The sequence below is a fragment of the Chryseobacterium sp. POL2 genome (genome assembly GCF_011058315.1).
Classification (GTDB): domain Bacteria; phylum Bacteroidota; class Bacteroidia; order Flavobacteriales; family Weeksellaceae; genus Soonwooa.
Map to the genome: position 1 here is coordinate 1,882,420 of NZ_CP049298.1, position 20,550 is coordinate 1,902,969.

Below are 20,550 nucleotides of genomic sequence, written 5' to 3' on the forward strand. Positions count from 1 at the left end.
GGTTATAGAATCTCATGTTAGGAAAATAATGAGATATGTAATTGACTGCTATCATCTTATTTTAAAGGATGGAAAGAAATATGATTATGCTACAAGGGGGAAAATAAAGCAAGAAGATTTTTTAAGAAATGGACTTGTTGATGATTATATGAGGGAAAATATCAATCTTTTAAATGACAGCCCCATTAATGAATATTCAATAGAGAATTTTATCAATAAGGAATCTGCTGAATCATATTATGATGCTAAGGATGGTTTAATGCATGACGATAAAATAGATATTAAAATTGATTATCCTTATTTGAAATTAGATTTAGAAGATAAGTTGACTTATTTTGCAATAGAATGTAAAAGAATTAAAACTAATACAGATTCTATTGCTTACATAGGTGATACTATAAAGTTTTCACAGAGAAGCTATGTAAAAGGACGAATACCTTATGAAGGGCAAATCGGATTTATTGAAAACCCCAAAATATCCCATTCTTCAATTTTTCCAATAATAAATAAAAAGTTAAAATCTAATAAAAATTTGACTACTATTAAAGATTTGCAGTCTGAGATTCTTGCACCAAACTTTGAAGGTTCTTACAGGTCTCTACACCAAAAATCAAATGAAACAAAAGACAAGTTTTCAGTCTTTCACTTATTGTTCGATTACTCCAAAATCGTTCTAAATAATTATGACTAAATTAAGAAGGTTGAACTGAATTGATTTTGGTCCCTACTTCAAAAATCAGGGACAAATTCAAGGGATGTTCAATATTGTTTATAACGCTTTAATGTTTCTTAAATATTTGTAAATTATTTAAAATCAACGAAATGAATATTTATTGTGTTTTATTGAAGTATATTAATATTCCCCTACGGGCTACTTAAAACCTTCATATTTTTATGAAGGTTTTTTTGTGTTTCGTACAAAGCTTCTTATCTTTATATCTCAATAATTTCTATAATGAATATTCTCATCATAAACGGTCCCAATCTTAATCTTCTTGGAACACGCGAACCAGAGATCTATGGATCACAAACAATGGATGCTTGCCTATCCGAATTAAAATCTAAACACGCTAACGGCAATATCGACTTTTACCAATCCAACATCGAAGGTGAAATCATCAACCGTTTGCAACAAGATAATTACGACGCACTCGTTATCAACCCTGGCGCATACACGCATTATTCTTACGCCATTGCTGATTGTTTAAAAAACATTTCTAAACCTAAAATTGAAATCCACATCAGTAATATTTACAAACGTGAAGAGTTTAGAAAAAAATCGGTCACGGCAGAGCAATGCGACGCTGTACTTAGCGGCTTCGGAATGTCTGGATATCATTTGGCGATTCAATTTATTTTAAAGCAAATTCAAGAATAAAAAAAACGGGTTCGGTAATAATTACCCAATCCGTTTTTATTTAAAATTAAATCAAAAACTTATTCAACTTTCAAGAAAAACTTGCCCAACGGATTTCCCGAAGCCATATTATTTTTTGAAAGCACCAACCAATATTCTCCTTTTTGTGGTGTTTTATAATCTATTGTTTGCGAGAATGGCCCATCAAAAGTATTATCTGGCATTCGGATCTGGTTAATCCTAATATTCATCTCTTTATCAGATTTAATAAAAGCCTTAAGATTAGATTTATCATAATTAAGAAGACGCACGATAATCTGCTGTTCTGGGTTTTTAATTTCTTCAACCAAACGAATTGGCAAGCTAGTACCATCCACATCCAGAATAAGTTGATTGGCTTCTGTTCTAGTAGCAAGTATCGCCGACAGTGTATCTGCAGGTTTTTCAACAGTTGTTATGGTATCCCGTTTTGTATCTGTGATAATTTTATCTGTTTCTTTTTTACAAGCTACTAAACTTAATATTCCAAATCCGACTAAAAGTAAATTCCATTTTTTATTGAGCATAGATTTCATAATATAATATTTTTGAAAGGAAGCTGGATTGCTTTGTTTCGGTTTTATAATAAATAAGATCTGGACTTTTATACTTCGGATTTTCTTTCGAGAGAATATGGTCGTTGAAATTCAAACTTTTCAAATAAGTCCAGTCCACTTTGTTATTTTTCAAATTGTAATACGTTGCCAAAGCGCCCCAATTGACAATACTGCATGCCAAAACCAGACCATAAACCGCCCAAAGCATTTTGTTAACTAAGAAAAGGTTGGTTTTTCTATTCTTGATTTTATAAAAAGCAAACGACAATCCCAACAAAGCCAAACCTAAAAATGCCAACACACCCAGCCTTTTGTAGGTCAAACCCAACTCGGATATATATTCCAAATTTTTGGTCGCCGCAGACAATACTAATAGCATATTAAGAACAATCCAAATGTAGGCAAGACGCCGAAGCCATGTGACCTTTTCATCAAAATTAAAATTAGATTTAAAATAAAACATAATCACTAAAATCGCCATCACAATACTCAAAATCACCGAATTAACACGCTCATGTGTTGCGCCAGAAAGCTCTTCGGGTGAAGATTCTCCCCGAAAAAATTGTTCATAATTAAAACTTATTAAAAAGAAAACTAGCATTAAATTAAGCACAAGCAAAGAAACAAAGCCACTTTGACGCTCGAGATTGATGTCCAAAAAGTTAAAACTTGCTTTTGCAACTTTGTCCTCGTTTACAAAATCGTCGCGAAAATGATGATTTGAACTAAAAATAAAAGATTCAATTTTAACATTCCAAAAATTAAAAGCGATAAAAAAACCTAAAAAAGAAAGCCCTACCAATTCATAGATATTGAAATCCCAAGAAATGCCACCCAAAAAACCAGCGAAAATATCGCTTCCATAAGTATATATTGCGAAAAAAGTCAAGAATAAAATAGCCGGAATCACAACAACCGCAAAAATCTTTTGTACCGATTTTTGGGCATTCGCCTTAGGAAGCCAATCATTGAATAAAAAAAACCGATACGGGAAACTTATGCCTTGCCATGCGGCCACAGGAAGCACTAGAATTGGTTTTAATTCTGTAGATAATGCAAACAATCGCAGTAATAACACCGAAATCACAATGGCTAAAAACGAAGAAAAATCACCATACCAAGCAAGGGCTAAACCCGAAACTATAGAAAAGAAAGTCATGAATTTAAAAGTCTTTGTCCGATGTAACTTCGGTGCCACAAAATAAGTTGAACACGTGTATAACAAAGCTAAAACAGCAAGATTGATCCCTGGCGTTTCACCATAAAATAAAAGAAGAAACGTTAAAGAAAAAATGAAAATTAATTGTGAAGTTTTCATAATAAAATAGTTATTGTAAAATAATTAGTATTGTCAGAACAAAAAACATGAACATTGGAAAGTTGAACATCAACAACAAGATTTGCTTTTGAAAGTAAAATTTTGCTTCCAAAAAAATCAATGAGTAAATAAAAAACACCATCATAAAAATGAAGTTGATTACGCCATTAAAAGCATGAAGCATTAACGAAACGAAAAAAGCGTCATCGTCACTTGTTAAAAAACAGTAGGCAAATGATAACAAACCACCAATCCAACTTAATATGAAATAAATCTTAAACATAAATCAAAGTACTTTGTATTTCAAAGTTTAAAAATAAAAAAATATAACTATTTCCCCAACATCAACTCCAATCCATCGATATGCTTTTGAAAAGCTTCTCTACCAACTTGAGTTACACGATAGGATGTTTTTGGACGTTTACCAACAAATTCTTTTTTGACTTCGATGTAAGCATTTTTCTCCAAAGCCGAACTATGACTCGCCAGATTCCCATCTGTAACCTTAAGAAGTGTTTTCATTTCATTAAAATCCACCCAATCATTAACCATCAACACCGACATAATGCCGAGCCTAACCCTACTTTCGAATTCCTTATTAAGCAAATTAATATTGAGCATATCTCTTTTACTAAACCAAAATAATTACTTATTGCTGTCGTATTTTTTATACATAATCAATCCATACACGATATGCAAAACTCCAAATCCTATCGCCCAAAATAACAAACCATAACCAAGAAAAAACAACGAAATCAATCCTAAAAAAACTTCAGAAATTCCTAAATATTTAACATCTGTCAAAGTATATTTCTCCGCATTAATCAAAGCCAAACCGTAGAAAACAAGTGTTGCTGGCGCAATCATGACATAGTAATGTTGATAGACCAGACCCATACAAAAAATACCTCCTGCAACCAAAGGAATCCCAAAATTGATTAACAAACGTTTGGTGGTAGCATCCCAAATTTTAAGATCATTTTGTTTACTTTTTCGAGCTGTAAAAAAGTAGCCTGAAAAAACAGCAACAAAAAGTATGATTAAACCAATACCTATTAACTTTTTAATGAAATCAATACTGTAAACTTTATCCGTATTATCAAAATAAAGAACACCTTCACTTTCAAAAACCCGATATACCACAAAAGCACCCACTAATGCAGTTATCCCTGCAAAAATCCCAGACAAACCACTCAGCGAAATAAATCTAGAACTTCGTTCCATCATTTGACGAATATGCTGCAGATCATTTTTAATATGTTTCGATTCCATAAAAGTACTTTGAAATACAAAGTTATAAATAAAAACGAAAGTCCAAAATAAATTTTGGACTTCTTTATTAAAGTTTTACAATCAACTACAAATCAGCAACTTTCTTTCCGATTTTATAAACTGTTCCACGAAAACTCGCCATCAACTCATCATCTTGATTTTTCACAGAAATCTCATAAACCGCTGTTTTTCTGGTTTCATTTAATAAAATACTTTCTGCTGTTAACACATCGCCCAACCGAACTGCTTTCATAAAATTGATGTAACAATTGAGCGCCACCGCTGCATCATCTTTTGTGTTCGAAGAAAATGCCAAAGCCGAATCCGCTAATGCAAACGTAACGCCGCCATGCACGGTTTTCAATCCATTAATCATTTCGTTCTTTATAGGCATTGTTATCAAACAATAATTTTCTTTCGCATCCAACAGCTCAACGCCCATCCATTGTGAAAACGCATCTTGGTTTAAAAGTTTTTGAGCTTCTACTAAATAAGAGTTCTCCATTTATTTCCCGATGTATTCTGGTTTGCGTTTTTCTAAGAAAGCGGTAATACCCTCGCGGAAATCATGAGATTGCGCTGCGGACTGTTGATAGATAGACTCGAGATCCAACTGCTCTTTCAAGGTGTGATGCTCGGACTCAACGAAAGCTTTTTTCGTCAATCCGATTGCTTTTGTCGCAGCGAAACTAAGATGGCTTAATATTTCAAATGATTTTTCAGCAAAATCAGCATCTGGGAAAACATCCGCAATCATACCTAATTTTTTAGCTTCTAAAGCAGGCACTTTTTTTCCAGTAAATGCTAGATAACTCGCTACTTGTCTACCCACCAACTTCGGCAGATAATAAGTTCCTGCGGTATCCGGAATCAAGCCTATATTAGCAAAACCTAAAGATAGATAAGCACTTTCTGTTGCCAATGCAAAATCCGTAATCATCGCCAACATCGCTCCTGCACCAACAGCTGGTCCATTAATTAACGCAACAATTGGTTTTTTAGAATGTGTAATCGCCTCAACCAAAGGATTATAATAATCAATAACAATTCTTTGGATTTCGCGGTCGTCATCAACATGATCTTTAAGATCAACAGCGTCTTTAAGGTTTTGTCCAGCACAGAAAGCCTTTCCCCTACCAGATATTGCAATACAACGCACCACTTCTTCTCTACCAAAGGCTTCAATAACATGTCTTAGCTCTTTGAGCATTGTTTTATTTAGACTGTTAAAAACTTCTGGTTGATTTAGAAATATTACTTTTAATCGTCCGTCAAAATGCGATTCTACTTCAAATTGTGTGTACATACTTATGGGTTTTCCCAAAGATAGGATTTCTCAAGCGAATTTTAAAATGAAGATGAATGCTAGGAATAAGATGCAAACGAGAAATTTTGTCACGTTAAATCTTGGTTAAATTTCAATAATTCGGAAATTTTGGCTTAATTTTTAATAAATTTAACAAATGTATAGTTTTTGAGAACTAAAATTCAGAATTAAATGATTAGATATTCAAGCTTTAGGTTTTGAGAAATAATGGTTTCAACTTAAAACCTGATACTTGAATTAAAAAAAAACTAAAATTTAAATACAATCACACAATATGAATTTAAACCAATATACCGTAAAATCACAAGAAGCCATCCAAGCTGCACAACAAGTCGCTATGGAATTTGGCAACCAACAGATTGAACCTCAACACTTAGTTGAAGGCATCTTTCAAGTGGATGAAAATATATCGCCGTTTTTATTGAAAAAATCGGAAGCAGATGCCAATTTAGTTAGAGAAAGAAACCGCGAATTGTTAGAAAAACTTCCAAAAGTGGAAGGCGGAAACATTTACCTTTCTCAATCGGCGAATAAAATTTTATTAGACGCACCCAATATCGCTAAAAAAATGGGTGACGAATATGTAACCATCGAGCATCTTTGGTTATCACTTCTGGAGATTTCTTCGCCAGTTTCTCAACTTTTGAAAGACATGGGCGTTACCAAGAAATTATTGGAAAGCGGAATTAATGAACTTCGAAAAGGTTCAAAAGCGACTTCGGCAAGTTCTGAGGAAACGTATCAATCTTTAAATAAATATGCTAAAAACTTCAATGAACTCGCTGCTGAAGGGAAGTTAGATCCCGTAATCGGTCGTGATGAAGAAATTAGAAGGGTTTTGCAAATTCTTTCGAGAAGAACTAAAAACAATCCGATTTTGATTGGTGAACCCGGAGTTGGTAAAACCGCCATCGCAGAAGGAATTGCCCATAGAATTATTTCCGGCGACGTTCCTGAAAATTTGATGGACAAAACGCTTTATTCCTTGGATATGGGCGCTTTGATTGCCGGTGCAAAATACAAAGGCGAGTTTGAAGAACGTTTAAAATCTGTTGTGAATGAAGTCACGAAATCCGACGGACAAATTATTCTTTTCATCGATGAAATTCACACTTTGGTAGGAGCTGGAGGTGGCGAAGGTGCGATGGATGCAGCCAATATTTTGAAACCTGCTTTGGCAAGAGGAGAATTAAGAGCAATTGGAGCAACCACTTTGAACGAATATCAAAAATATTTTGAAAAAGATAAAGCCCTAGAAAGACGTTTCCAAAAGGTGATGGTGGAAGAACCCGATACAGAATCGGCGATTTCCATCCTTCGTGGGATTAAAGACAAATACGAAGCTCACCACAAAGTGAGAATTAAAGATGAAGCAATTATCGCAGCGGTAGAAATGTCTCAACGTTATATTTCAGACCGATTTTTACCTGATAAAGCGATTGATTTAATTGATGAAGCATCTGCAAAATTGAGAATGGAAATTAATTCAAAGCCCGAAGAACTGGATGTTTTGGACAGAAAAATCATGCAGATGGAAATTGAATTGGCAGCTATTTCAAGAGAAGGCAATCAAACCAAAATTGATCATTTAAAAGAAGATTTAGCCAAAATCAATGAGCAAAGAAATGAAATCAATGCAAAATGGTTGAAGGAAAAGCAAAAATCTGAAGATTTAACTCAGATTAAAAAAGATATTGAAGCTTTAAAATTAGAAGCTGAACGTGCTTCCAGAGCTGGTGATTACGCGAAAGTGGCGGAAATTCAGTACGGAAAAATCAAGGAGAAGGAAGATGCTTTGCAAACCTTAGAATTGGAAATGCAAAACCATAAAAATGAATTGATTAAAGAAGAAGTGACTTCTGAAAACATCGCCGAAGTCATCGGAAAATGGACAGGAATTCCTGTAACCAAACTCATTCAATCTGAAAGAGAAAAATTATTGCATTTGGAAGACGAACTTCACAAACGTGTTGTTGGTCAAGAAGAAGCTATAGAAGCTGTTTCCGATGCGATTAGAAGAAACAGAGCAGGTTTGAGCGACGACAAAAAACCGATTGGTTCCTTCTTATTTTTAGGAACAACAGGAGTTGGTAAAACCGAGTTGGCAAAGGCTTTAGCAGAACTTCTTTTCGATGATGAAAATAATATGACGAGAATTGATATGAGCGAATATCAGGAAAGACATTCCGTTTCTCGTTTGGTGGGCGCGCCTCCGGGATATGTGGGTTACGATGAAGGCGGACAATTGACCGAAGCGGTGAGAAGAAGACCTTATTCTGTGGTGCTTTTGGACGAAATTGAAAAGGCTCATCCGGATGTTTTCAACACGTTGTTGCAGGTTTTAGATGATGGACGTTTAACCGATAACAAAGGTCGTGTGGTGAATTTCAAAAACTCAATTATCATTATGACTTCGAATTTGGGTTCGCATTTAATCCAGGAGAATTTTGAGAATTTAACGGAAGAAAATCATGACGAAATTGTAGATAAAACCAGAGAAGAAGTTTTTGATCTTTTGAAACAAAGTTTGAGACCAGAATTTTTGAACAGAATTGATGAAATTGTGCTTTTCCAACCTTTAACCAAAAAGAATATTGGAAAAATTGTACAATATCAGTTGCGAGGTTTGAATGAGCTTCTCGCTCAAAGAAATATTATGATGACGGCAACTCAAGACGCTTTGGATTATTTAATGAACAAAGGTTACGACCCCGTTTTTGGAGCAAGACCATTGAAAAGAGTAATTCAGCAAGATGTTTTGAACAAATTATCTAAAGAAATTCTGGCAGGAAACATCAACGATGGCGATAGAATTACGATGGATTATTTCCAAGAAACAGGTTTGGTTTTTAGACCAACAGAGTAATTTTTGAATTTGAGAATGAGATAATTTGAAAATTTAAAAAAGACAAAATACTACACTTTTTTCATATTATGTAACGTCCTGAAAAAATGATACAGGATTAGACCAATAAAATTTTATTTTAAACAGTACATATATTCGTATTTGTACTGTTTTTCTTTTTGTAAGATTTTGGTATTAATTCTTGTTGTTGGTGCATTTGCATCGGTGTTAAATAATAGTTTGACAAATGCGGTCTTAACTCATTATAGACCTTTACGGTTTGTTTGACCAAAATCTTTCTTGTATTCAAATCTACATTAAATTTATCAATATCATATTCCTGTTTTAAAATTCCATTGATTCTTTCGGCTATGGCATTCTCATAAGGATCTGATTCTTGTGTCATACTACAACGGATTTTATGCTTTTTCAATAGCTTTTGATAATCATCGGAACAATATTGTAAACCTTTGTCTGAGTGATGAATAAGACTCTTCGGGTTTTCTTTTTTCAATGCCATTTTTAGAGCATTTAAACAAGATGCTGTAGCCAAAGAATCCGACACATCAAAGCCTACGATTTTCTTAGAATAAGCATCGGTTATCAAGCTTAAATAGGCTGGGTTTTCTCTGTTTCCCAAGTAAGTTATGTCTGATACCCAAACATTATTAGGCTTTTTGTATTGATAATCTTTAATCAAATTTTTATGTTTTTTAAAACGATGATACGAATTGGTAGTTTTGTGATAACTTCTTTTGGGAATGATTAACAAATGGTTAGCCCTTAAGAAGTCAAAGAATTTGTCTCTGCCAATTCTTAAATTTTCAAGTTTCTCTTTCAAAAGAAAATACAACTTCTTTCCACCCATTTTTGGATGAATCATTCGCAGCTCTGCTACCCAATCCACAACCTGCTGTGCATTTTGTTGCCGCTTTGCTTTTCGTTTCAAATGACGATAATAAACCTGTCGGTCAACCCCGAACAATTCACAGGAGAAACTTATGGTTTCTTTTTGTTCCTTTCGGAAAGAGTCGATAGTTCGGGTGGTGAGTTTTTTCGTATATCAATTTGATATTCCTCTTCGGCAAGGTTAATCATCATATCGAAAATAATGGCTTTTTTATCAGCCACATAAGCCTGTTTCTCAAGAAAGGTCTTCTGCTTTTGCAAAAGCTTTACTTGGGCTTCAAGCTCCATGATCTTTTGTTCTGGTGACTTTGGCATATTCGATGGGGATTGGTTCTCCCAGTCAAAGGTACCAAATTTTCTGAGCCAACTCACAACTGTGCTTCGGGCTTGGATGCCATATTTTCGGCAAGCAACAGTGGTAGAGAGTTCTCCAGACTCGATTTCTTTTACAACGTTCAACTTAAAAGACATACTGTAATCGCGCTGAGTACGTTTTACATAATTGCTTCTTTCTTCCATAATAACGATTATTTTTTTTGTATCGCTATTTCAGGACGGGACATTATACTAAAAAAAAGCAACGAGAGAAATTCTTGTTGCTTTTTTAATTTTAAAGTTATAAGTAGGCTTATTTAATTCCCATCAATTCTACATCAAAAATAATGGTAGAACCGCCCGGAATTGCATCTCCAGCGCCTTGATCGCCATATGCCAATTCTGCAGGAATATAAAATCTGTATTTAGCCCCTTTACTCATCAATTGAATACCTTCTGTCCAACCTTTAATGACGGCTCCTAAATTAATATCCGCAGGTGCACCTCCGTTTTTATCCGTAGAATCGAAAACCGTTCCATCTAAAAGTTTTCCAGTATATTTTACTTGTACAACATCCGATGCTTTAGGTTTTGTTTTACCATCGCCTTCCTGCAAAACTTCATATTGCAAACCAGAAGCTGTAGTTTTCACGTTAGGATTTGTTTTATTCTTTGTAAGAAAATCAATTCCTTTTTTCTTATTTCCATCTGCATTCGCCAATGCAGCAGACTGTTTTTTCTCGTTTTGCTTCTGCATAAAGCTCATCATAAAAGCATCCATTTCTTCAGCTGGCAAAGTCTTCTCTTTACCATCCATTTCTTCTTTAATTGCTTTGGCTAAAAGGTCTGCATCTACTTTAAAACCCTCCTGCTTCATGTTTTGCGCAATACTCAAACCTATATAATAAGAAGCTTTTTGGTCATCTTTATATTTAGTGCCGTCTTGCTTATTACTTTCTTTATTACAAGAAACACTCAATAATGCTATGCAAAATAATGCGATAGTCTGTCTTTTCATATGATAATTTTATATTTTTATGATAACTGATTAAATAATGACCGCAAATTTATCATTTATTACAGAAACGGTCTTACTACAAATTTTAAAATTAAATTTTCTAGATTCTAAAGAATAGTTTTATTTTCAAACCTACAATACATTCCTTTAATTTTCATTCATATTCGGCCAAAGCTTAGGAGTTTCCATTTATCAGCACACTTTTTCTTTTATTTTTTTATAAATTCGCACCAACTAAATCATTTGAATTAATAATAATTCATTATTTTCAAATTATACTAAACTAAAACCCTGAAAACCTCATGAAAAAAGCAGTATTCTTTATTAGCTTTTGTCATTGTTTGCTATCGAACGCGCAAGTTAAAGACAGCATCAACAATTCTAATTTTTCAACAAAAAAATTTGATAATTCTTCTAAGAATTTTTTCGAAAACCCTTGGGTAAAACGTTCTATAGCCCCAACAATTTTATTTGTAGCCTCAGCTGCAACTTGGGATCAGCGAGAAAACATCCGCGAATACAGGAACCGCTATCTTCCCAATTTTAAAGTGCCTTATGATGATTATTTACAATACGCTCCTGCCGCAACAGTATATGGATTAAAACTTGCGGGCGTAAAAGGACGCAACAACATCGGTAGAGCTACAATTTCATACGCGACAAGTTTAGCCATTATGGGTGTTTTGGTGAATGCTATAAAATACACCGCGAAAGTAGAGCGTCCCGATGGTTCTAAAAACAACTCTTTCCCATCCGGACACACGGCTATGGCATTCACTAATGCAACTTTTCTACATAAAGAGTATGGACTGGCGAATCCCGCATACAGCATTGCTGGTTACAGCGCGGCAGCTTCAACAGGATTGGGCAGAAGCCTCAACAACCGCCATTGGCTTCCAGACATTCTCACTGGTGCAGGAATCGGAATTTTATCCTCGGAGCTAGCCTATTTTTTCATTAATAAAATTTATAAAAACGAAGGCGACAATATCGGTATCCTAAATCGTATTGAAGGCAATGACAATCCTTCATTTTTGGCTCTTAAATCGGGAGCGTCCATTTCTACCACAAAATTTTTAAAACAATCTGGCCTTAGTCAATCCAAGACAATTGGTTTTGAAGCCGGACTAGAAGGCGCTTATTTTTTTAATAAACATTGGGGTGTGGGTGGCGAAATGTCCTTCAACACATTTCCAGTACGCGCTGTAAGCCTTCCGACTGACGATCCTGACATACAAAACCTAAGCTTGACTACAGAGTCAATTGGTCTACTAAATTTTTCGGTTGGACCTTATTTCGCTTACGATATCAACAAGGATGTTCAGTTAAAACTAAAAGCCAACGCTGGTTATTCTAAAGCGGCAACTGGAAAAATCTATGCAGAGTTCAACGATATGGACGAAACGCCTGAAAAACAAAACCTCCATTTAGCAAGTTATATTCCCTCTAATGCATTTAGATTTGGGACTGGCATAGATTTGACCTATAAATTTAATTCTCAAATTGGTTTAACTGGCTATGCCGATTTTTATAGAACTTCCTCCAAAATCACTTATGAATTTGAAGAACCTGTTCTTGATGAAATTGAATTAGCGAATGAACTGAACAATTCTTCGTCAAGAGAAAATATTTCGTATGTAAGTTTGGGTTTAAAACTTACTGCATATTTTTAAAAATGAAATAAAATAAAGAAACTCGATCTGAATATGGATTGTGCTTCTTTATTAAAAAAACATATAACGCTATTTTTAGGTTAATCTCAACAAAAATCTTATTAACATTAACTTTTTTATTGCAAAATCTCATCTTCCAAATCTGCGATAAGCTTTGATTTTATCGACGTAAAAGTATAATCTTTGGCTTCTGCAAAAGAGATGTTGTATTTCCTGGAAATCTGTTGCAAGCTTTGTGGAAAACGCGCGATAAGCAAATCGTAATATTGATCCAAAACCTCATCAGTCGGCATGTCATACTCGATTCTCACTTGAAACCTTCTGAACAAAGCGATATCCAAAACCTCAACATGATTGGTCGCTGCCACAAGAATCGCCTTTTCTGGGAATTGATCGATCATCTGGATAAGCGCATTAACGAGGCGACGCATTTCGCCAACATCGTTATCATCGTTACCACGCATTTTCCCGACATAATCGAACTCATCCAAAAATAAAACAGCGCGTTCTCGCTCAGCTTTGTCAAAAACCATTTTAATATTTTTCGCGGTTTCGCCAATTCTTGCCGATACAAAAGTACTGAGATCTAAAATAAAAAGCGGCTTATTAAGTTTTGTGGCAATTGCTTTCGCAGTCATCGTCTTCCCACAACCAGAATGCCCATAAAGCAAAATTTTGTTATTGACAGGCAGATTGTATTGTTTAAGAACATCGATGTATCGAAACTCTTTCATCAATTGTTCGATTTCTTTTTTGTTGTCATCGTTCAAAATAACATCGTCCCAATCAATAGGTTCTCGGTCAACAATTAAAAGATCTAAAATGTTCATACGCGTTTTTAGTTTCACAAAATTAATCAATTCCTACAAAGGCTATACAAAAAAAGACAGCCGAAACTGTCTTTAAATATTTGGGGTTTAATCTTGTTAATTTTTAGTAAAAGTAAAAGCTTGGCCTGCCTGTGTGAGATCAAAACTTTTTTTGTCTTTCGCGAATTTAATTTTAATGTCTGCTTCATCAAAGACAAATACATTGTCGCCATCATAACTCAATGGAAAAGATTGTTGTTCTCCCATCTTCGCCGTCAACATATTATTTTGAGAACTCAACACAAATTTCACAGGAATCTGAGGGTTTGTAAAATCGCCAGTAAAATCATTAATATTAATTTTTTCACTAGCCATTTGGCTCATTCTAAAAACATTATTGCTAATATTAATATCTGGCAAAGTCCCGTCAGGGTCGATCGTTATGGAAGCAATTTCTTTTGTTGTAGGCGCTGTAAAAGTCCATTCCACATTTCTTCTCCAGATATCAACCGGCAAATTAATAGCTTCTTTTGTTCCATCTTTATATTTCACCTCCATAAAGACTGGCATCGGCATTTTTTCTAAATTGGCAATTGAAATAATTGCGCCGTTTTTAGCATCACCATTAACATATTTGACATTGGTAATCGCCTGATCCAATCTCCAATTATTCTGAATCCAACTTCTCCAAAACCAACCAAGATCTTCTCCTGATACATTTTCCATTGTCCTATAGAAATCATCTGGCACTGGATGTTTGAAAGCCCAACGATCAATATATTCTCTAAAAGCTTTGTCAAACCTTTCTGTCCCGAGGACACGTTCTCTAAGAACCGTCATTGCCGCGCCAGGTTTGTAATATGCCAAAGCGCCAATACTTGCTTCTTTCATGTTATCTGGCGGTGTTTCTACAGGCTCCAATTTATCACTGAAGAGATAAGACGCCATCGCTCTGAGAGGGCGTTCGCGATGGTATTCGCCTTTATTAAATTCTTTTGTCGAAATATCATTAATAAAGGTATTAAAACCTTCGTCCATCCAAGCGTGTTTTCTCTCATTAGATCCCACAATCATTGGAAACCAATTGTGTCCAAACTCATGATCGGTAACGCCCCAAAGCTCACTTCCTTTCGAGGTGAAATGACAAAATACAATGCCTGGATATTCCATTCCGCCTTCGTTACCCGCAACATTGGTTGCTGCTGGATATGTATATTCATACCATTGTTTAGAATAATGCTCGATAGATGCTTTTGTATATTCTGTAGAACGACTCCATGCTTCGCGCCCATCGCTTTCCACAGGATAAGCGGATATGGCTAAAGATTTTTTCCCGGAAGGCAAATTAATTTTTGCTGCATCAATAATAAACGATGCCGAAGCTGCCCAAGCAAAATCTCTGGTTTGATTAATTTTAAACTTCCACGTTTTGGTTCCTGAAGCTGTTTTAGAAGCAGAATTAACATCTGCTGCGGAACGTATCACCACTGTTTTGTCGCTATTCCTAGCTTGATCCCAAAGTTTATTTTGTTCCACTGAATAGACTTCTTTTTGATTCAGAAGTTCGCCAGAACCGACAACGTAAAAATTAGAAGGCACGGTGATATTCGCTTCCACATTTCCGTATTCTAAATAAAATTCTCCTGCGCCCAAATATGGCCAATTGTTCCAGCCCAAAATATCATCATAAACCGCCATTCTCGGAAACCATTGTGCCATGGTAAAGATTTTACCGTTTTTAGTCTCCAAAACGCCCATTCTGTCCGAGCCATAATCTGGTGAAACAAATGAATAATCGATTGCGATTTTTAATTTACCACCATGTCCTTTAAGATGTTTTGGCAAATCTATTTGCATTCTTGTGTCGGTGATATTGTACTTCACGACTTGCCCATCAACTTTCACAGATTTTATTGTATAACCGCCGTCAAAACTTTGACCTTTGTCGCCATAGCGGGAGTTACTCATCGGGATCATGGCACTTCCTCGCGAATCTTTTTTAAATAAATTTTGGTCTAGCTGCATCCAAACGAATTTCATCTCATCAGGACTGTTGTTAACATATGTTACTTCTTGTGAAGCTGTAATTTCTTTTTTCTCGGGATTGAGTGCAACATTGATGACATAATCTGCCGAATTCTGCCAATATTTCGGCCCAGGCTGTCCACTTGCCGAGCGGAAATCTGTTCCGGTGGATGTATAAAATGGTTCTTTAAAAGCTTCTTTGTAGTCGTAAATACTTTTGGTTTGCGCATTTGTATTAGAACAAATTAAAAAACCTGCAGCTAATACAAGTTTGGAAACAAATCTTATCTTCATATGATTATTTTAAAAAATTGGTCTGTAAAATTCTCTGAAAGTTACAGGAATAAAAGATAAAATAAAAACCTCTTCGTTTCTGAAAAGGTTTTTACTCTAAATTATTATAAATATAATCTAGTTACTTTTTTTAGCTTTAATCATTTGTTCTAACATATCCCACATTTCCGTAGGAATTTGATCGAGCATATTAAATTCACCTGCGCCCTGCAACCATTCGCCACCGTCGATAGTTACCACTTCCCCATTCATATAAGCCGAATAATCTGAGACCAAATAAGCCGCTAGATTGGCTAATTCCTGATGTTCTCCGACTCTTCTTAAAGGAACTTTCTTACGCATATCGAATTTTTCTTGCAAATCGCCAGGAAGAAGTCTATCCCAAGCTCCTTTTGTTGGGAAAGGTCCTGGAGCAATGGCATTAAAACGAATTCCATATTTTGCCCATTCCACTGCTAAACTTCTCGTCATAGCCAAAACACCTGCTTTTGCGCAGGCAGAAGGCACCACATACGCTGAGCCTGTCCAAGAATACGTAGTAACAATATTAAGAACCGTTCCTGGAGATTTGGTATCTATCCAATGTTTCCCGATAGAAAGCGTACAATTTTTGGTTCCTTTTAAAACGATATCCAAAATAGAATCAAAAGCGGAATGCGTTAATCTTTCAGTTGGTGAAATAAAGTTTCCTGCAGCATTATTTAATAGAATATCAATTTTACCAAATTCTTTTAGCGTAGCTTCTTTCATGGCTTCCACTTCGTCCCAATTTCGAACATCACAAGAAACACATAAAACTTTACCGCCCGTTTCTTCTTCTAATTCTTTAGCAGTGGCCTGTAATTTATCTAAATTTCTGGAAGTGATAACTACTTTTGCTCCTAACTGAAGGAAATATTTGGTCATCGCTTTGCCCAAACCGCTTCCACCACCTGTAACAATGGCTACTTTATCTTGTAACGCTCCTTCGCGAAGCATAGGTTGTGTGTATAAATTCATAAGAAAATGTTTTCAGTAAAAATACTTAGAATTTTTTGGAAAGTCCTATAAAATAGAATGTAATGAATATCTATTTTGTAGATTTTAACATTCCAAGAACCAAAAGAAACTGAGCGGCAACATAAGTAAGCATCACCAAAAGTTGGAGAACGACATTCGAATTCACAAATAAGGAAATAGAAAGAATTGAATCGGAAATGACAAACAGCAACGCACTAACTATCAGCAGTGATTTTCCTGTTCTAAGACTGGTAAAAAGCATTGCGGAGATGACGATTCCGTACAAGATAACGGGAATTTTCATTTCGTCTAAATGCGGAAACAAGTAGCAAAACAAACCTAATAAATAAGCGATTATAAATGGTAAAAATCCCCAAGCATTTTTGATTTTAAGCTTGATAAAACAAATCACATAAAATACATGAGCCAATAGAAAACTCCCTAATCCCAAAAGAAATCCCCATTTGAACAGCAGAAATAAATCGCCAAAAAAACTAAAGACTAATCCTGCTACAAACCATGTATTCGGCTTCATTTTTTGGGATTTAACTTCCAATACATAATATAAAGTAAGTAAAGGCAGCAGCATTATTTTGGTGAAAAACCTGAAATTCTCCTGATGTGATCCAACAAAATATAGATCAGCTAAGAAAAATACCAAAAGCAGTATGAGTAAAACCGTGCGCTTCATAATCCGTTTCGTTTCAAGTAAAAATACAAATTATAAACACTCTGTTTTCAATAGACCGAAAACTCCTCATCTTCAAGGATTAAAAAAGAAGCTGTCTCAAAAGGTAAACTAACGCTCTAAGAATCTCCTAAATGACAAAGTCTGTCAGACATGAGTCCAAGAGAAAGGATACTTTTGAGACAGCCTCTTTAAATAAATTTCATTAATATTTCATACGCCAGAAAGACCATACGCTTCCGTTATACACGGCAAGTCTCTTGGCACCTTGTTTTTTTACGTACACCATCATTCCGGGTGATGGACTTGGGATGTTATTCACATCTTCTACAATGGGAAGAATCATGGCTTGGGTATTGGATTCAAGAACAAAAGCCCCTTTTGCGGTGGTTTGGTTATTTCCTACAATTACTTTTGCATCTGCATTTTCGGATTTTCCGTTTTGGATATTTAGCAGAGATGTGATATTAGCATCTTTACCACTAAGATCCACCCATGCTGTTCCGTTATAGAACTTCATTCTGGATTTTGTGCCATTATCTTCAGCATGAAGAAGAATTGTACCTTCGGAAACATTGGTTCCTGTTGGTAGATTTTGTACATAAGGAAGAATCAATCCTTTATTATTTTGTTGCGTATCGCTGTTTTTTGCAAACTCTAACAATACAGATGTTTTGTCTGTAGTGGTTCCGGCATCATCTCCAATAATGACTTGCGCAAAAGCAGATGACGAACAAATTGCAAATAATGCTATAAATAAATTTTTCATTGTTAATTTAATTTAAAAATTAAGGACAAGAAGGTGTTGAAAAACAGCTCCATTTTGTACCATCATAAATTTTAAGACACTTATCTGTGGTATCATAAATCATCATTCCTTCTTGTGGATGCGTTATTTTACTTGGCGTACTTCCGCCATCACCTTCGATCTCAAGTTTGGTCATACGTGTTGGTACAAATCCTTTGTTATTGGACTCGACAACAGTGAAGCCAGAAGTTCTCACCATTGGCCAGTTATCATTTTCTGAACCAGCTCTGTTGAGCAATGTAATACCATGCTTGGTTGGGATACCCGGCGATACATTGACCACCTCGTTGTAACATGCAGTTTGATAGGTAATGATAATCTGTGCAATATTACTTTCGGATCCCGGATAAAACTCATCACCCTGATTGGATCCATTAAGCGCTAAGGTTTTGTCTAAAATAGTGTAGGTAACCGGCGTTGGATTTCCGGTAAATGTAGACAGTGGTGTAAAGGTTACAAAACTAGTTGCCCGATTGTAGCGCCACGTCCCTTCACCTGGAACTGTATAATATGGATCTGTATTTTGCGGGTTATCATATTGTCCCATAACATCTTTTATCCCAAAGAATCTGAAGATAACGTTTCCGGGTGTTGCAGGCGCTCCGTTGTGTAGTTTGTCATTTTCCAAAACATTGATGGTCACAGGACCAGAAGGCTGGTTGTATTTATAATCGGTAACGGCAATTGGTTCTGCTGTAGGATTACAATTCAACAAAACGGAATCGTTTTCATAATAAGAACAACCTAAGTCTTCAAACACAATATCATCAATAGCATAGTCATTATTAGTTGATCCTTTACGACCATTAACTAACGAAACATAATATTTTAGATCACCCGTTGTACATGTTGGTGGCACCCGAAATACCACTTCGTATTTCTTCCAAGTTCTGTCGCCATTACCTGTAAGTTCCATCATTTTTTGTCCAAGAACGGTATTTCCAGAACCGCTCATCATTTGAACATTGATAGAGGCACCATCATAACGTTCGTAAGCGTAGTAGCTCACCTTATAATAATTACCCGGAATAACATCTACTGTACTTTTTCTTTTATAAATAGGTGCGTAAATTTCTCCTGCATTGATAATCATGGCTGCCCCATCGGCATTTCCCGTATGATCGTTAAAGGTATCTCCATTAGCATCTGTCCCCCAAATACTAAATCCGTAATTAAAAATGGAATGCCCATCCTGAATTCTTTTCGGGGCTACTACGGCATAATATCCGTTTTCTATATAGCCCACAACATTAGCCAATTGTGTGTTATACTGACTTGGAGGAATCGCTAAATAATCTGCAAATGTAAAATGCCCAACACCATGAACCATATAGGGCGATGGCTGTCTAACTGTAGTTTGGCCGAAATCTTCGGTGAAGATTACTTCTTGCTTTTCGCAGGGTTTGTAATAAGGCACTGTTCCCAGATCAATATTTAAATAACCAAGACCTGAATACGTTCTTTCTAAAGTTACGATACCATCCGTCATTTTGAATCTTCGAATTTCGACATTACCAGCGTCATTAGTATTATTTAAAGTAGATAAATATACATAACCATTGAGATAGGCCATCCCTTGTATTGCACTTGGGATATCTCCCGAAAGGGTGAGTGCTTTGGAAGCAACTCGTGAAGTTAAATTAATTTTGTATAAATAGGTATTCCCACTTCTTTGGATGAATGTGTATATATTATTATCAACATCAAAAAAGGTATCAGTCCCAAAGATTGCTCCATCAGTCCAATCAGCATCTCCAGTAACGGCTTGAGATGGTGCACTAGGATGAATTCTATACAAGTTTTTTGAACCTGTAGCGAAACCATACACATACCCAAAGTAGGATCCAGGAGCATTGTTTACGGCAATCCCTCCAATTCCTGTAGGCAAGGTACTTCCTGAAGCTGTTCCCGAATAATATACAGCGCTATTATTTGTAGTATTAGAATGTACAAAATAGAGATTCGTATCTGTACTTGGAGCTGGTTTGTACCCAATTCCCAAATTTGAAATATGGTTAGCTGTTGTTTGTGAAAAAACTGATGTTGTAGGAAAAGTACTTGGCAATCCTGTTATATCATATACAGCTCCACGAGAAGCCAATGACAGGTATAATTTCCCATCTTGTTGTGCTGCTGCAAAAAAACACAGAAAGCACGCGACTATACTAGTAAATAGTTTAGTTATATTCATATTTAAATTTTTTGATTAATTAAAATTATTTCTATTTTTCATCATAAAAACGCATAACAAAACCTCGCATCTTGTTTTTGCGTAACTTAATTTATCTGTGTCTAAA

General features: G+C 35.5%; 19 protein-coding genes. 4 read left to right on the forward strand and 15 right to left on the reverse strand.

What is annotated here, in order from left to right; translation table 11 throughout:
* The first annotated feature begins 28 nt into the window (after positions 1–28).
* Positions 29–691: a hypothetical protein gene (locus G6R40_RS08755; RefSeq protein ID WP_139351752.1), complete on the forward strand. Its 663-nt coding sequence runs from the start codon at positions 29–31 to the stop codon at positions 689–691.
* Between the two features lie 264 nt (positions 692–955).
* The gene (gene aroQ, locus G6R40_RS08760; RefSeq protein ID WP_165134141.1) at positions 956–1,378 is read left to right on the forward strand and encodes a type II 3-dehydroquinate dehydratase; all 423 of its coding nucleotides are present in this window, start codon (positions 956–958) and stop codon (positions 1,376–1,378) included.
* 59 nt (positions 1,379–1,437) lie between these two features.
* Here aroQ and G6R40_RS08765 read toward each other — a convergent pair whose 3' ends face one another.
* From G6R40_RS08765 to G6R40_RS08790, 6 genes are all read right to left on the reverse strand, one after another.
* The gene (locus G6R40_RS08765; RefSeq protein ID WP_165134144.1) at positions 1,438–1,932 is read right to left on the reverse strand and encodes a hypothetical protein; all 495 of its coding nucleotides are present in this window, start codon (positions 1,930–1,932) and stop codon (positions 1,438–1,440) included.
* On the reverse strand, positions 1,913–3,271 hold the full coding sequence (locus G6R40_RS08770) for a DUF4153 domain-containing protein (RefSeq protein WP_165134147.1): 1,359 nt from the start codon (positions 3,269–3,271) through the stop codon (positions 1,913–1,915). The genes G6R40_RS08765 and G6R40_RS08770 overlap by 20 nt, the downstream gene beginning before the upstream one ends.
* A 330-nt stretch (positions 3,272–3,601) precedes the next feature.
* The gene (locus tag G6R40_RS08775; protein WP_165134150.1) at positions 3,602–3,892 is read right to left on the reverse strand and encodes a winged helix-turn-helix domain-containing protein; all 291 of its coding nucleotides are present in this window, start codon (positions 3,890–3,892) and stop codon (positions 3,602–3,604) included.
* A 24-nt stretch (positions 3,893–3,916) separates the two neighbouring features.
* Positions 3,917–4,543, reverse strand: coding sequence for a hypothetical protein (locus G6R40_RS08780; RefSeq protein ID WP_165134153.1), 627 nt, complete (start codon positions 4,541–4,543; stop codon positions 3,917–3,919).
* An 85-nt stretch (positions 4,544–4,628) separates the two neighbouring features.
* Entirely contained in the window at positions 4,629–5,048 is a 420-nt protein-coding gene (locus G6R40_RS08785; RefSeq protein ID WP_165134156.1) for a PaaI family thioesterase, read from the reverse strand.
* Complete coding sequence (locus G6R40_RS08790) at positions 5,049–5,849, reverse strand: enoyl-CoA hydratase/isomerase family protein (protein ID WP_165134159.1); 801 nt, start codon at positions 5,847–5,849, stop codon at positions 5,049–5,051. It lies immediately after the preceding gene.
* 295 nt (positions 5,850–6,144) lie between these two features.
* Between G6R40_RS08790 and clpB the strand changes: the two genes are divergently transcribed.
* The gene (gene clpB, locus G6R40_RS08795; protein ID WP_165134162.1) at positions 6,145–8,736 is read left to right on the forward strand and encodes an ATP-dependent chaperone ClpB; all 2,592 of its coding nucleotides are present in this window, start codon (positions 6,145–6,147) and stop codon (positions 8,734–8,736) included.
* A 118-nt stretch (positions 8,737–8,854) separates the two neighbouring features.
* Here the strand turns inward: clpB and G6R40_RS08800 are convergent, their stop codons facing one another.
* The 3 genes from G6R40_RS08800 to G6R40_RS08805 all read right to left on the reverse strand — a co-directional run bounded on the left by G6R40_RS08800 (position 8,855) and on the right by G6R40_RS08805 (position 10,957).
* Positions 8,855–9,700: an IS3 family transposase gene (locus G6R40_RS08800; RefSeq protein WP_262887641.1), complete on the reverse strand. Its 846-nt coding sequence runs from the start codon at positions 9,698–9,700 to the stop codon at positions 8,855–8,857.
* Between the two features lie 14 nt (positions 9,701–9,714).
* Positions 9,715–10,143, reverse strand: a complete 429-nt coding sequence (locus G6R40_RS15175) for a helix-turn-helix domain-containing protein (RefSeq protein WP_228455825.1) — start codon at positions 10,141–10,143, stop codon at positions 9,715–9,717.
* Between the two features lie 109 nt (positions 10,144–10,252).
* A complete protein-coding gene (locus G6R40_RS08805; RefSeq protein WP_165134165.1) occupies positions 10,253–10,957 on the reverse strand; it encodes an FKBP-type peptidyl-prolyl cis-trans isomerase in 705 nt (234 codons plus the stop codon).
* Between the two features lie 302 nt (positions 10,958–11,259).
* Here G6R40_RS08805 and G6R40_RS08810 point away from each other — a divergent pair, with 302 nt between their 5' ends.
* Positions 11,260–12,630 (forward strand): phosphatase PAP2 family protein, encoded by a 1,371-nt coding sequence (locus G6R40_RS08810; RefSeq protein ID WP_165134169.1) that lies wholly within the window; start codon positions 11,260–11,262, stop codon positions 12,628–12,630.
* A gap of 116 nt (positions 12,631–12,746) precedes the next feature.
* On the opposite strand, the gene G6R40_RS08815 is transcribed toward G6R40_RS08810, so the two are convergent.
* The 6 genes from G6R40_RS08815 to G6R40_RS08840 all read right to left on the reverse strand — a co-directional run bounded on the left by G6R40_RS08815 (position 12,747) and on the right by G6R40_RS08840 (position 20,444).
* On the reverse strand, positions 12,747–13,460 hold the full coding sequence (locus G6R40_RS08815) for an AAA family ATPase (protein WP_165134172.1): 714 nt from the start codon (positions 13,458–13,460) through the stop codon (positions 12,747–12,749).
* Positions 13,461–13,556: 96 nt separating this feature from the next.
* The gene (locus G6R40_RS08820) at positions 13,557–15,758 is read right to left on the reverse strand and encodes a M1 family metallopeptidase (RefSeq protein WP_165134175.1); all 2,202 of its coding nucleotides are present in this window, start codon (positions 15,756–15,758) and stop codon (positions 13,557–13,559) included.
* Positions 15,759–15,875: 117 nt separating this feature from the next.
* Entirely contained in the window at positions 15,876–16,757 is an 882-nt protein-coding gene (locus G6R40_RS08825; protein WP_165134178.1) for an SDR family oxidoreductase, read from the reverse strand.
* Between the two features lie 70 nt (positions 16,758–16,827).
* A complete protein-coding gene (locus G6R40_RS08830; RefSeq protein WP_228455826.1) occupies positions 16,828–17,448 on the reverse strand; it encodes a lysoplasmalogenase in 621 nt (206 codons plus the stop codon).
* Between the two features lie 202 nt (positions 17,449–17,650).
* Positions 17,651–18,214, reverse strand: coding sequence for a hypothetical protein (locus G6R40_RS08835; protein ID WP_165134184.1), 564 nt, complete (start codon positions 18,212–18,214; stop codon positions 17,651–17,653).
* Positions 18,215–18,233: 19 nt separating this feature from the next.
* Entirely contained in the window at positions 18,234–20,444 is a 2,211-nt protein-coding gene (locus G6R40_RS08840; protein ID WP_165134187.1) for a hypothetical protein, read from the reverse strand.
* Between the last annotated feature and the right edge of the window lie 106 nt (positions 20,445–20,550).